This window comes from Gracilimonas qinghaiensis, from assembly GCF_046602855.1.
Lineage (GTDB): Bacteria > Bacteroidota > Rhodothermia > Balneolales > Balneolaceae > Gracilimonas.
Genome location: NZ_JBKINJ010000001.1, coordinates 1,794,045 through 1,808,560, shown reverse-complemented (window position 1 = coordinate 1,808,560; position 14,516 = coordinate 1,794,045). Strand labels below are relative to the sequence as shown.

General features: G+C 41.1%; 10 protein-coding genes. 5 read left to right on the top strand and 5 right to left on the bottom strand.

Annotated features, from left to right (window positions below):
* The first annotated feature begins 138 nt into the window (after positions 1–138).
* Positions 139–2,670, top strand: coding sequence for a leucine--tRNA ligase (leuS, locus tag ACKGJO_RS08015; RefSeq protein ID WP_411322894.1), 2,532 nt, complete (start codon positions 139–141; stop codon positions 2,668–2,670).
* Between the two features lie 598 nt (positions 2,671–3,268).
* Here leuS and ACKGJO_RS08010 read toward each other — a convergent pair.
* The 5 genes from ACKGJO_RS08010 to ACKGJO_RS07990 form a co-directional block, all read right to left on the bottom strand.
* Positions 3,269–4,438 (bottom strand): citrate/2-methylcitrate synthase, encoded by a 1,170-nt coding sequence (locus ACKGJO_RS08010; RefSeq protein ID WP_411322893.1) that lies wholly within the window; start codon positions 4,436–4,438, stop codon positions 3,269–3,271.
* A 241-nt stretch (positions 4,439–4,679) separates the two neighbouring features.
* A complete protein-coding gene (gene mazG / locus ACKGJO_RS08005) occupies positions 4,680–5,441 on the bottom strand; it encodes a nucleoside triphosphate pyrophosphohydrolase (RefSeq protein ID WP_411322892.1) in 762 nt (253 codons plus the stop codon).
* Positions 5,442–5,457: 16 nt separating this feature from the next.
* Positions 5,458–6,726, bottom strand: a complete 1,269-nt coding sequence (locus tag ACKGJO_RS08000) for an asparagine synthetase B (RefSeq protein ID WP_411322891.1) — start codon at positions 6,724–6,726, stop codon at positions 5,458–5,460.
* A 6-nt stretch (positions 6,727–6,732) separates the two neighbouring features.
* Positions 6,733–8,580, bottom strand: a complete 1,848-nt coding sequence (locus ACKGJO_RS07995; protein WP_411322890.1) for a tetratricopeptide repeat protein — start codon at positions 8,578–8,580, stop codon at positions 6,733–6,735.
* The gene (locus tag ACKGJO_RS07990) at positions 8,581–9,177 is read right to left on the bottom strand and encodes a Maf family protein (RefSeq protein WP_411322889.1); all 597 of its coding nucleotides are present in this window, start codon (positions 9,175–9,177) and stop codon (positions 8,581–8,583) included.
* A gap of 92 nt (positions 9,178–9,269) precedes the next feature.
* Between ACKGJO_RS07990 and ACKGJO_RS07985 the strand changes: the two genes are divergently transcribed.
* From ACKGJO_RS07985 to ACKGJO_RS07970, 4 genes are all read left to right on the top strand, one after another.
* The gene (locus ACKGJO_RS07985; protein WP_411322888.1) at positions 9,270–9,518 is read left to right on the top strand and encodes a hypothetical protein; all 249 of its coding nucleotides are present in this window, start codon (positions 9,270–9,272) and stop codon (positions 9,516–9,518) included.
* Complete coding sequence (locus ACKGJO_RS07980; RefSeq protein ID WP_411322887.1) at positions 9,481–10,350, top strand: DUF92 domain-containing protein; 870 nt, start codon at positions 9,481–9,483, stop codon at positions 10,348–10,350. Before ACKGJO_RS07985 ends, ACKGJO_RS07980 begins: the two co-directional genes overlap by 38 nt.
* The gene (locus ACKGJO_RS07975; RefSeq protein ID WP_411322886.1) at positions 10,347–11,648 is read left to right on the top strand and encodes a dicarboxylate/amino acid:cation symporter; all 1,302 of its coding nucleotides are present in this window, start codon (positions 10,347–10,349) and stop codon (positions 11,646–11,648) included. Before ACKGJO_RS07980 ends, ACKGJO_RS07975 begins: the two co-directional genes overlap by 4 nt.
* A gap of 87 nt (positions 11,649–11,735) precedes the next feature.
* Positions 11,736–14,498, top strand: a complete 2,763-nt coding sequence (locus ACKGJO_RS07970) for a T9SS type A sorting domain-containing protein (protein WP_411322885.1) — start codon at positions 11,736–11,738, stop codon at positions 14,496–14,498.
* Positions 14,499–14,516: the final 18 nt, after the last annotated feature.

The window sequence follows — 14,516 nt, the reverse complement described above, 5'->3', positions numbered from 1 at the left end:
TGAGCGATTTTAAAATCCTAAACCACGGTTTCAAACATAGATGCCATCAGATAAATCATCCGGAAAAACCATTTCAATGGTTTCAATAATGGCTTATCTTTGGGGTTCGCAATAGAAGAAACATTCAAATATTCATTAATGCATTCCTACAAGCCGGAAAAGATCGAGTCCAAATGGCAAAAGTACTGGCTCGAGAACAAGACCTTTAAAACCCCAACTGATACCTCCAAGCCAAAGTACTACGTGTTGGATATGTTTCCGTATCCAAGTGGGGCAGGACTGCATGTTGGTCACCCTGAAGGTTATACCGCAACGGATATCATTTCCCGCTATAAGCGGATGAATGGTTTCAATGTGTTGCATCCGATAGGGTGGGATGCCTTTGGATTGCCGGCTGAACAGTATGCGGTGAAAACCGGAACACATCCCCGGATCACCACAGAAAAGAATATCAACAAATTCCGCGAACAGCTTCAGGCTATCGGTTTCAGTTATGACTGGGATCGTGAGGTAAATACAACTGATCCGGATTACTACAAATGGACGCAGTGGATCTTCCTTCAGCTATATAAAAAAGGGCTGGCTTATGAAGATGAGGTAGCTGTGAACTGGTGTCCCGAGCTGGGAACCGTTTTGGCGAATGAGGAGGTTGTAGATGGAAAAAGTGAGGTGGGCGGATATCCTGTAGTCCGTAAACCCATGAGACAGTGGGTACTTAAGATCACTGAATATGCTGAAGAGCTTTTGGAAGGACTTGAAGACCTGGATTGGTCAGAGTCATTAAAAGACATGCAGCGTAACTGGATCGGAAAATCCATTGGTGCAGAGATCGACTTTGAAGTTGATGGGTATGATGAAAAACTAAGAGTGTTTACCACGCGACCTGATACTATTTTTGGAGCCACCTATATGGTTCTGGCACCTGAGCATCACCTGGTGGAGAAGATCACGACAGATGAGCAACAAGATGCGGTCGAAAATTATAAAGAGGAAGCCGCCAAGAAGTCGGATCTGGAGCGACAAGAGTTGAATAAAGATAAAACCGGAGCATTTACCGGTGCCTATGCTATTAATCCGGCCAATGATAGGAAGATACCGATATGGATCGCGGATTATGTATTGGCAAGTTACGGAACCGGAGCCATCATGGCTGTACCGGGACAGGATGAGCGTGATTGGGAATTTGCCGATAAATTCGGTCTGGAGATCATTCGAACCGTTCAAACTCCGGAAGATTTTGAAGGGAAGGCATTCACCGGTGAAGGTAAGGCCATCAATAGTGAATTCTTGAATGGTTTGGAAATTGAAGAAGCCAAGAAAAAGATCATAGACTGGCTGGAAGAGAAAGGAGCCGGCAAGAAGTCCGTGAATTATAAACTGAGAGACTGGCTGTTCTCACGCCAGCGCTATTGGGGCGAGCCGTTCCCGATCATCCACGTGGATGGCGAACATAAGGCATTGCCGGAGTCAGAGCTGCCTGTAACCCTTCCTGAAGTGGATAAATATCAGCCTACCGGAGACGGCGAACCGCCACTGGCAAATGCTGAGGAATGGGTGAACACTACCGATCCTGAAACCGGTAAACCGGCCAAACGAGAGACCAATACCATGCCTCAATGGGCAGGCTCCTGTTGGTACTACCTGCGTTACATAAGTCCCGAGTTTGATGGCGGACCTGTAGACCCTGATTATGAAAAATACTGGATGCCCGTAGATCTGTATGTGGGTGGGGCTGAACATGCTGTACTTCACCTGTTATATGCCCGATTCTGGCATAAGGTGCTGTATGATATCGGAGTGGTTTCAACTAAAGAGCCATTTCAGAAGTTGGTCAATCAAGGTATGATACTGGGTGAGATGGAATTCACCGGTCCTGACGGTAAAAAGCTAACCAATGAACAGGTTGAGAAAAAAGGTGAGCGGTTTGTACTCAAAGGCACCGATACGAACATAGAAGCTCGGGCCCACAAGATGTCCAAGAGTCGCGGCAATGTGATCAACCCGGATCATATCATAGATCAGTATGGGGCGGATTCCTTGCGACTTTATGAGATGTTTATGGGACCATTAGAGCAGGTCAAGCCATGGAGCACCAAGGGTGTGGAAGGAGTGAACCGGTTCCTCAACCGTGTTTGGCGATTATTGGTGGACGAAGGTTCCGGAGAAATTTCTGAGAAGGTAAAAGATATGGAGGCAACCAAAGAGCATTTAAAGCCTCTGCATGAAGCCATCAAGAAAGTTAGCGAGGATATTGAAAGCTTGAGGCTAAATACAGCCATTTCGGCACTGATGATTTTTATTAATGAAGCTAATAACTGGAAAGAGATCCCACTCTGTGTAGCTAAAGAATTTATTCAAATCCTGAATCCGTTTGCACCCCATATCACAGAAGAACTGTGGACCATGCTGGGTGAAGAAGAAACTATTGCCTATTCAGAGTGGCCGGAATTCAATGAGGAATACCTCAAAGATGATACGATCACTTATCCTGTACAGGTGAATGGTAAAGTCCGCGCTGATATTGAAGTGGACGCCGCCAAAGCCAAAGACAAAGACTACGTGCTTGGTCTTGCCAAAGAAGAAGAAAACGTAGCCAAATACCTTGAAGAAGGGAACCTGGTGAAGGAAATTTTCGTACCGGGCCGCATTGTGAACCTAGTGGTCAAGTAAATAAAATAAGTAAGTTCTTAGTGAAACCTGCAGTTCAAGTAGGTATCCATTCCGAACGAGAATGAAATAATTAAAGCTTTTTAGCGATGTAAAACCCGTGACTGATATAATCTTTCTATTTCTTGTACATCTGAATTTCTGCTTTTTCTAGTTAAACAAGGTTTCGGGCTGATTCTGAGTGGTTATTTTTTTCGAGAAATGACTCAAAACTTGATTCCATTGGATCGTAAGAGTTATCATGCCAACAGGACTCCGGCAAAACGAAATATCCAATAGGGGAGCAGCAATTTGATCTTTTTCTTGGCTTCTACAATCTCCGGATATTCACAATTTCAATGATTCTCAATCTCAGCAGGTCGCGAGTCAGTGATCAAGGTTATATCATTCACCGCCAAATAGCCTCCGGCCTTCAGAATCTTTTTCTTTGTTTGAGGCCTTTTGTAAATCCCATCATATAAATTGAGCCTTCTGTCCATATCACATCGAATTCTTCTTCGGGCATGAATTTACTCGTGAATCAGGTTAAGGTGTTCATAATATAAAAGCCTGTCCGAAAATCGGAACAGGCTTTATAAAATGGAGTAAATGTCAGTAGTTCCTATCGATCTTCGACAGGCACCCAGTCCAGATGCTTCTCACCAACGTAAAGGGCACGTGGACGGATCAGACGATTGTTGGCAGCCTGTTCCATGTAATGCCCTGTCCAGCCGGATACGCGGCTCATGGTAAAGATACAAGTGAAAAGATCAGGTTGAATACCTATTGAATAGTAAACTGTAGCTGAGAAGAAATCCACGTTAGGGTCGATATCCTTTTCGCTCTTCATGGTATTCAGCATATCCATAGACCATTCATATAATTCTTCATGTCCTGTTTCTTCAGAAAGGTCTTTGGACATTTTTTGGAGTAATCTTGCCCGTGGATCAAAGGTTTTATAAACACGGTGACCGAATCCGGAGATTTTCTCTTTATTAGCTAATTTTTTCTTAGTGAACTCAACAGCATCAGCAGTATCAGGATCTTTATCCAGTTCAAGCAGTGTGTTCATAACAGCAGTGTTGGCACCACCGTGAAGTGGACCCTTGAGTGCACCGATCGCTCCTGTGATCGCTGAATACATGTCAGATTCTGTAGCACCAATTGTACGTGCCGTAAAAGTGGATGCATTCATACCGTGTTCAGCATGCAAGATCAAACAAAGATCCATGGTTTTTTCAGCTTGGTCGCCGGGCTTTTCGCCGTTCAACATATATAGAAAGTTAAAAGCTGTGCTCCCTTCTTTAAGAGGTGCTACAACCTCTTTATCGTGTCGTACGCGATCAAATGCTGCGATGATACTAGGTATCTTCGCTGTAATTGCAATTGCCTGACCTTCAAATAATTTTGAGTCATATTTTCCTTTTGTATCATCAAAATCAGCCAGCATGGAAACAGCAGTTCTGAGAACAGCCATAGGCTCAGCTTTTTTATCTGTAGCATTGATGTAATCAAGGATCGGCTTTGGCAGCTCACGATTTTCTATCAATAATTTCTTAAGACTTTCAAGCTCTTCAGCATTTGGGAGGCGGTCATGCCATAATAAAAAACAAACTTCCTCAAAAGTTGCATTCTCAGCCAGTGTATCTATGAGATAACCGGAATAGATCAATTCACCTTTCTGTCCATCGATGAAACTTTTGGTTGTAGAAAATGCTACGATTCCATCAAGTCCTCTGTTAATATGCGGATATTCTTGCTCGTCAAAGCCCGTGTGAATGCCTTCTGACATTGTAACTCCAAATTTTATTGTTAAAGGTATAGTACTCGATAAGAGCCAACTTAACGCTGTTAACGAATTTCACTTCCAAAACGTTTAAGCCGGTACGAATTTTTCCTGTTCTCTTTTTGAGAAGGGCATCGAATATAGTAAATGCGATGCACAATTTTAAGTCAAAAAGTTTTAAACTACTTTAATGATACAGGATTATTTGAAGAATATATGAAGTACGGCCTAATTACTTGTCACAGCTTTAGTTCTCTTTTGCTTCGTTCCAAAAATGATCCATTTCCTCAAGGCTGGCATCTTTCAAAGCTTTTTCTTCTTGTTTTAGCTTTTCTTCAATATATCTGAAGCGATGTTCAAACTTATTATTGGTTTTTCTGAGACTATCCTCAGCATTCAATTCGAAGTATCGGCTTACGTTTACCAAAGAAAAGAGTACGTCGCCAAATTCATCAGAAAGTTCCTCTTTATCTCCATTTTCAAGTGCTTCCCGAAATTCCTGCAGTTCTTCATCCAGTTTTTCCCAAGCCAGTTTCCATTTGGGCCAGTCGAAACCCACGTTAGCTGCCTTTTCCTGCATACGCTGAGCACGGATCAATGCCGGGAGATGTGGCGGCAATCCATCTAAAGTCGATTTTTTTCCTTCTTTCAGTTTAATATTTTCCCAATTTTCCGAAACCTGTTCTTCACTATCGACATCAGTATCTCCAAAAACATGAGGATGGCGACGGATGAGCTTCTCCATAAGGGTGTAGATAACGTCTCCGATATCAAAGATCCGAGTTTCACTGGCAATCTTCGAATGAAAGACCACATGCAATAGGAGATCGCCAATTTCCTTCTTGAACTCATCAAAGTCTTTATTGTCGAGTGCTTCAATGGCTTCGTAGGTTTCCTCAATGAGATTATCCTTGATGGAGTCATGGGTCTGCTTTCGATCCCATGGGCACTTTTTTCTGAGAATAGCAACGAGTTCAACTAGGTCTTCAAACTTCCGGCTGGGCTTCATTTTAATTATTAATTGTCTAAGTTTTTTTCTTCTTTTTCTGAGCGGCGGGGAACAAGATATTATTCAGGATCAATCGGTAACCTGGACTGTTGGGATGAAGAGCCAGGTCTGTTGGAGGGTCATTTACCCGATGGGTGTAATCTTCGGGGTCATGACCGGCATAGAAGGTGAAAGTGCCGTTACCATAATTCCCGTGAAGATATTTGACCTGATCTCGTCCGGGGGCCTCTCCAAGTGTGACAACGGAAGATTTAACCTTGTCTTTTTGGAAGGCTGTGGTCTGTCCATAAAACCCCCGTACACTGCTTACATGATTTTGTGTGAGCATAGTTGGAACGGGATCCCACTTGGCAGAAAACTCAAAGAGTGTAAAGAAATCAAGGGATTGATCAACGCGATTGATCGAGACAGGAACATCAATATCGGCATGCTCGTATTCAGCAGGATTGGTTTTAAGCTGAAAATTTTCAAAGGCAAAGGTCTTGCTGAAGTCTAGTTTCTCTTGGGCATCCGGATCTGCCGGGTCTCCGTCAAATTGTTCAGGGGCAATGTCTACTCCCTCTGCTGCCAGGGCTATATCGAAAGTATCAGTACCGGAGCACATTGCAAATAGAAACCCACCGTTGCCTACATACCTTTTGATAGTTCGGGCAACCTCCTTCTTTTGCTCGCTGACTGATGAAAAGCCTAACTGGGCTGCCATGGCTTCCATTTGCTTCACCTGGGCAATGTACCATGGCATATTTTTATAGCTTGCCCAGAATTTCCCATACTGACCAGTAAAATCTTCGTGATGGAGATGCAGCCAGTCGTACTCATCAAGCTTTCCCTCCAATACTTCAGCGTCATAGATCTTATCGTACTCCACTTCGGCGTAGGTCAAGGCAAGGGTTACAGCGTCATCCCAGGGCAGGGCTTGGTCAGGAGTGTAAACAGCGATCTTAGGCGCTTTTTCTAAGGGTACAACCGCAGTGTTACTGCTGTTACTCTCAACTTCTGTGATGATACGGTTGGCTTCAGAAGAACTGATGGTTTCAACCGAGACATTACGCAGGCGACTTTTACGAATAATGTCATTTTCAGCCTGAACCAAAAAACTTCCACCACGATAGTTGAGTAACCATTGTGCAGTGTATCCCTGAGTAATATGATTAAAAACAACACCATAAGCCTTTAGGTGATTGGATTGAGAAGCATCCATTGAGATGAGAATTTGTTGTTGCGCCTGAACAAATATAAAAGGTGCAATGCAAAATATAAAAAGAGAAACGAGTTTTATTTTCATGGAAAGTCAGGAATTATTGAAATTCGAAATTTCGGACAGCCTTTCACGAGCATATGGAGCGTAAAATCCGTTTGGATAAGTCAGGATCAATTCTTCATAAACTTCGTCAGCAGACTGAACCGAAGTATCTGAATTCACAGACATTTTTTCAGCAAGAACAGCTTTTTCCCATAACAGTTTTTCTTTTATGGGTGAATCGTAACCGGCATTTAAATATCTATCCAAAGTCACATACTTTTCTTCGACTGAGATGTGAGACGATTGAACATAGAAAAGAATGGCATCATCTTTCAAAGAAAAAAAATCAGGATCATCGATTATCCTGGAAAAGATCGCATCTCCTTTTTTAGGCTGCCCATTATTTTCTAAAAAAACAGCTTCAGCAAACGTTTTGAGGTTTGAACCGGTGGTGTCGTTAGAGAGACCATCCTGCAGCCAAAGACGTAATTCCAGGGCATCATTGGCATAATATGAGGTGTTATTTCTCCCAAGAGACTTCAATTGAATAGTGGCAAATTCGAAATCACCTGCATAAAAGTCTGTTAGTGCTAGAAAATAACGCGTTTTTTCAGCAACCTCACCGATCTCTGCCATCTTGTTTGAGCGCGTTAATTGAATTCTGGCTTGTGGAAATTCACGGTTAATGATGTGAATTCTGCCCTCTAAATAGGGGATCTCAGGTTTATCTCCGGCCCCGGATGTAGATTTAAGCTTTTGTAGAGAACTTTCAGCAACAGACAGATCGAAAATATGATCTAAAGCCAACTCGGCTTTTTTTAGGTAAACGTTATTCATTCTGCTGTAACTGCTCGTTTCGGTCTCAATGGACTGAAGCATGGTCATTGACAGGCTATAGAGACTATCGCTGCTGGTTTGAAGATTCAGGTTGAAATCATCAAGATACTTTGCCCACTTTGAATAAGTTACAGAAAGTTCTTCCAGGTTTCGCCATTTTAATTCCCCAAACGTATTTTCAGTGTAAAACTTAAAGGCCTCGATCGCGAGCTCGAATTCATTATTCTCTACCAACTGACGACCAAGATTAAAGACCGAATAATTATAACTGTTAGAACGATTTTCATACTCTTTTGCGGCAGCCAGTGCTCTTCTGTAGAGTTTATTTTCTTGAAGCAGCCAGATTTGCAGTTCGTAATAGGTTCGGTAAATGGGATTGGTGGTAGTGATATCTGAAAGCCTATCGTTCAGTTCAACGATCGTGATGTCATAAAGAATGGGGTCATTGTACCGCAACAAACTTCGTTGAATGAAAGAGATCTGATTGGGAGAGTCTTCCAGCAAAGCCAGCCATTCGTTGATCGCTAACTCATATTCGCCTGCCTGCATGTAGGCATTGGCTATATCACTAAAAAAAATACGGTCGTTCTGAAATTGAGTTCGGGCATTTTTATAGATCTTTATAGCCTCGAGATATTCCCTTCGGTCCACCATCTTTCTTGCAGTGTTTATATAAAGCTGCAGCTGGTTTTTATTATTTGAGATGTTACTCTTCCAAATATCAAGGGCTTTTTCTTCGTTTCCTAAATAGTGGTTGAGTTCACCAATCTTTACTTTTATTTGGGCATCAAAATTTGGTTTGCCTTCAAATTTCTGAGCGATTTGGAGTCCACGTTCATATTCCTTGACCTGAATCAGGCAATCGATTAGTCGCTCAGCATACACGAAGGTCTCCGGGGCTGAGGCATGCAGTTTTTCCAAAACAGGCAGAGCCTCGGAATATTCCTGCTGTTGGATGAGTCTTACAGCAAGTTGGTAATCACTGTTGTTCTGTGCTTGTAAGTTTGTACCAAACAGAATAAATATCAGTGCTATTATGTAAAACCTGAAGGTTTTCATCTATTGGCCGTAGAATTTTATATCGGGTGAGAACTGCTTCAATTCTCTGTAGAATCGGTTCAATGGAAATCCAACAACATTATAGTAGTCTCCTTCGATCTTCTCTACAAAAAGAGCTCCCATATCATCTTGAATGCCGTAAGCTCCCGCTTTATCCATAGGACTTCCACCATTAACATACGCTAAAATGTCGGATTCATCCAACGAACTGAAGGTTACTTTGGTCTGCTCATAAAATACATGCTGAGCTATGATCATACCATTCTTGTCAGTTCTAATGAAACCTACACCCGTATAGACTATATGTGTACTTCCGCTTAGGTTCTTTAACATCTCGATGGCATCTTGTTCAATTTTAGGTTTTCCGAGTATCTGATCGTTGTGAACAACGATAGTATCTGAACCTATAACTAGTGAATCGCTATGTAGTTCTGCTACATCAAGAGCTTTTTTTTGTGCCAAATCTTCAACTAGTTGGATCGGATCACTTTGATCGGTTTCTTCAGAAATACTGCTGGGTAAAACCTGGAATTTTAAGCCAATCTGTTCCAGTAATTTTTTTCGTCGGGGACTTTGAGAGGCAAGAATTACCTGCATTTGCTTTTTTTGGGCTTTTGGGTTTATCAGATTATTAAATAACTTTGTCGGGCATACACTGAAGCAATTCAAATTAAATTAAGCAAAAGAATATGGCAAAACGAAAAGGTAAAAAAACAGACGAACAACCAATGTTTTTTTCTGCCTACAATTACAAAATGATAGGTTTTGCAATATTCCTTATAGTTGGAGGTTTCACAGCTATGTACTTAGAGAATGAAGTGAATGGCTTCATATCCTTATTCATTTCTCCAATTGTGATCATGGCCGGTTTTGTTTTGGTGATCTTTGCGATCATGAAACATGATAGAGACGAAGATACGTCAACAAACACCGGTTGATCTTGTGTTAGACCGCTGGGTAAATATCTTTTTTTCCCTCTCCATTATCGTGATTTTTATTGTATTTAGCGGAGCCGCTACTCACAGGCAGATACTAATAGGTTTTTTTCTTTCTTTCCTGCTCGCATTTACAGCTTTTCTGATAAACTGGTTAACCATTGACGGTACAGCCTCGGCAACAATATTTGGCACAATATCCTATGGACTAGGCGGCTTTTTGGGGGCAGGCGTCGTACTCGCCTTCTTTATTTCCGGTTCTATTCTTTCAAAGGATCAGGTAACAGAAGAAGGGGCGCATCAAAAAAAATTTCGAAGAGATGGTAAACAAGTATGGGCTAACGGATTCTGGTTTTGTTTGGGTTTGGTGCTCTGGTTTTTATTTGAGCAATCTGCATTTTTAGTTGCAGCCTCAGCATCTTTGGCAGCTACAACTTCCGATACCTGGGCTACTGAGATCGGGTATCGCAGGTTCAGATCTAAAACAAGACTTATAACTAACTGGAAAAAAGTTGAGCCGGGAACCGATGGTGCAATTAGTTTTTATGGTACTTTTGGGGCACTTCTAGGTGCTGTATTTATTGGTTTGGTTTATTGGTTGTTGAATGGAAAAGCAAATTTACCTGAAGTGATAATTATATCTTCTTTGGGATTTTTAGGTTGTCTCGTTGATTCTTACATTGGCGCCCGCTATCAATATCAACAAATTGATCTGTTCGGATTCCCATTATTTGGGATCGAAAAGTTTTACGTAAGCAATAACGTTGTTAACTGGCTCTCAGCCGGGATCGCAGCTATCATAAGTTTCCTCATAATTATAATTACTGGCATATGAAATGGTATAAAAAATTACACTGGCAAATCATTATTGGTTTAGTTCTTGGTTTAATCTGGGGACTGGTAGCTAATCTTGTCGGTTTGAATGAGTTTACGCAGGATTTCATAAAACCTATAGGTACCATATTCATCAAACTGCTGGTACTGATTGCTGTACCATTGGTACTGGTATCTTTAGTTACAGGCATTACCAGTTTGAACGATACAGCTAAATTGTCAAGGATGGGACTTAAGACCGTGAGTATTTATGCCATTACCACGGTTTTTGCCATCAGTATCGGTTTAGCAACCGTTAATATAATGAAGCCCGGGAAGTCTTTGCCCTTAGATACCCGTGAACAATTACAGGCAACTTACAGCGAGACCATTGACGAAAGAAGTGAAACAGCCATGCAGGTCATGGAACGTGGACCACTGGATTTCTTTGTAGATATTGTTCCTGAAAACTTTTTCAGTGCTGCGTCCGATAACTCCAATATGCTGCAGGTTGTATTTGTGGCCATATTGCTTGGTATTGGCATCATCCATATCGGTGGCAGAAAAGCCGAAACACTTGTTAACTTTTTTGATGCCTTCAATGATGTGATCATTAAAATCGTGGAGCTTATCATGCTCACTGCTCCCTATGGTGTATTTGCTTTGATGGCTTCACTGTTGATAGATCTTGCTGGTGATGATCTTGGTAAAGCCATGGAATTGCTATATGCTTTGGGATGGTACTGCCTTGCTGTTGTGATCGGATTGACTATTCATGTCTTTATCGTGTATGCAACTCTTTTCAAAGCTACCAGCAATATGAAACTGAGTACCTTTTTTCGTGCTATTCAACCAGCTATGCTATTGGGTTTCAGTACAAGTTCAAGTGCCGCTACTCTGCCCGTAACTATGGAACGTGTGGAAAAAAACCTTGGAGTTGAGGAGGAAGTGGCCAGTTTTGTACTGCCGATAGGTGCTACAGTCAATATGGATGGAACTAGCCTGTATCAAGCCGTTGCAGCTGTATTTATTGCACAAGCTTTGGGTATGGATCTTACCATTGTTCAACAGTTAACGATTGTTTTGACAGCTACAGCTGCCTCAATTGGTGCAGCCGGGGTGCCGGGTGCCGGTATCATTATGTTGGTGATAGTTCTTGAGTCGGTTCAGGTTCCAACCGCCGGAATTGCTCTTATTTTAGGGGTAGACCGAATTTTAGATATGTTCAGAACCATGGTCAACATCACTGGGGATGCTGCCGTATCGGTTGCAGTGGCCTCAACGGAGGGTCTTTTGGGTGAAGCTCATCTAGATGATTAGAATCTGAAATTTCAGGAAATTTTACATGAGTTTATGCCTTAAAATACGTTAATTACGAAGACATACCATAAAGTAACCACAGTGCCTATGGCCACAAAGTTACTATCTGAATACTTAATTAAAACCTTACATATCGCCCTTTTGATATTGATCTCCCAATGGGGATTTCAAGTTGAAGCCCAGTCTGTACTCTTACCGGGCGATGTGGCTGTGGTATCTGTGAATGCAACCAACAACTCTGCTGATCTGATCCCGCTTATCGATATAGAGGAAGGCACGGTTCTTAATCTGTCAGCAGGTAAATGGGATTCTTCTGCCGGGTTACTGACAGGGACAGAGGCAACACTATACTTCAAACAGCCTGTTCCTGCAGGATCAAATATTTACGTTGACGGAAGGAGCAGTGACCTATTTGATTTTAAAGGAAGATTACCATTCGTGCGTTCTGAAAATCAATTTTATGTGTTTCAGAAAGAAGAAAGTGTTTATCGATTTATTTATGGTATAAGTTTTGGCGCTGATAATATTGACTCAGTAGCCTTGGCTGCTGAAATACCACCTGTTTTAAGTGAAACAGAAAATACATTTGTACAGTTAGGGGAGAAACAGAATTTTCAGTATTTCATCAGAAATGGAGCGAGTGGCACACAAGATATGCTTTTAGGTTTTCTTGGAGATTCAGAAAACTGGAATAGCAATGAGAAACCATTTTCACCATTTGGGACTTCATTTAATGTGCTTACGCCACCTGTTGTAATGTTCCAAGGCACGACGTCATCATTTTCAGAGGCAGATACTACAGCTGCACTACAGGTAACGATATTTGAGCATGACGGCTCCCGTGTATCTGTTGACGTTGAATTTGAAGCTTCCCAAAGTTCTGCAGATTCAATGGACTTCAATGAATTTAATTCCCAAACCCTGAATTTTACAGGATTGGTTGGCACCTATACTACTGAGGTCAATTTACCTATTGTCAAAGATGAAAATTTTGAAGGACGTGAAGGCGCTATTTTTTATCTAAAGAATCTCACCGGAGGTTCACTTGGTGATTTTATTTCTCACAGTGTCGCAATTCATGATTATCGGGTTCCAAATCTTGTGATCACAGATGTTTCATATAGAACTGATAAGGGGAGTTTTGTTGAGATCAGCAATCTTGAGAATTCAGATGTTTCTTTAAAAGGCTGGACCCTTACAACTGAGAAATCAGAACTGAGGATTGATAGTTCTCTTGTACTTGGCCCATACAAAAAGATGCGATTCTTTGATGGAAGCCATGAAAAGATCACAGATTCTGATGCTAAGACTCATATTTTAAATGGCCTAAGTAAATACTTATTTAAAGGTGATGAAGGTCTGTTAAGCCTGAAAAGTTACACCGATAAGATCGTGCATCAAGTTGGTTTTACACGATCAAGGTCATTACAAAAAAGTGCTATCACAGCTGACAGATCTCAAAGATCTACCGGAAACGAGCAAGCTGATGATATGAGCAGGATATCTGAAGGTAGCTCAGTACAAAGTGCTGCTGAAGGTTGGACCATGTATACAATAAGCTATGAAGCCGCTTCATCTTTATCGAATCAAAAGAAATTGTATGTATGGAATGATCGATCTAAAGCTTTTGAAACAATGCAAAGCATCGATTACAAACCGGAGGAAGTGACAATACTAGGTTTCTTCGAAGCTGATGAAATTGAGAATTTGAACAAGATTGAAAATCAGAACAGAAATAAGGAAGATATAAAAACTATCACTCTAAGTGCCACGGACTTTGATAAAGATGGATCGATTGAAGGCACAGAAGGCTTAAATTTGATAAAAAATCCACTAAATGAAGAGCTGTTGGCCGGAGTATTGATTAATGTGATCCGCGAAAAGCTTAAGTCTGCTAAATCTATAGAAGTTTTTAGGATCAAAGATGACTCTGAAGGTTCTTTCAGTTTCGAGGTTCTGAATGAATCTAACGTTATTACCGGCGGTTCATACTTCTTGGTTAAATTGAATAAAGAAATGGAATCAGTTACGATAGATTTGGTTGAGGATGAACTTGCAGCAGTGAACAGAGAATTCGGTAGTGAAGCTGGCGGGCAACTTTCTGGTGATATCGGATCTTTAGAGATTAGCTTAGAATCAGGTTCAAAGCAACAAAAGATTGAGCTTTTTATTGACCCTGAAAATGAACTGGATGATAAAACCGATCTTAATGCATATCTTGAATTCTTGCCTGAAGAACACTCTTCATTTATATTTTCAGTTAAGCAGAGCGAAGATTTTTATAAGTCTGTTTCAATTCCTGAAAGTATAGAACAAATAGTTGAACTACCGCTGAATTTTGGTAGCTCCACTAACGATTCTTATACTTTATCTGTCGATAAATGGGAAAGTATTCCATCAGGATGGAATGTTAAATTGATCGATACACACACTGATAAAGAATATGATCTGAGAGCGGAATTTTCAGTAACTTTTGATCATTCATTCAATAACTCTAACGAAAAACAAAATTCAGAACGTTTTGTGATCCAATTCGTACCGGAAGCTGCCAGGCAACAGGCAAAAGAATTCTTATCCGATGTACCTAAAGAGATAGAATTGAATCAGAACTATCCAAATCCTTTTAATCCTGTAACAACTATTTCATTCTATCTTCCCGAATCGCAGGAAGTCAAATTATCGATATTTAATATTGTTGGACAACCGGTGGCAGTTTTAGCTGAGGGAAGACTTTCATCCGGTCGACAACAATTCGAATGGGATGCTACCGATAAGCCAAGCGGTATGTACATATATCAGTTAGAAGTGGGTGATAAAGTTATGACTCGAAAAATGACATTAGTTAAATAATGAACATATTTGGAGTTA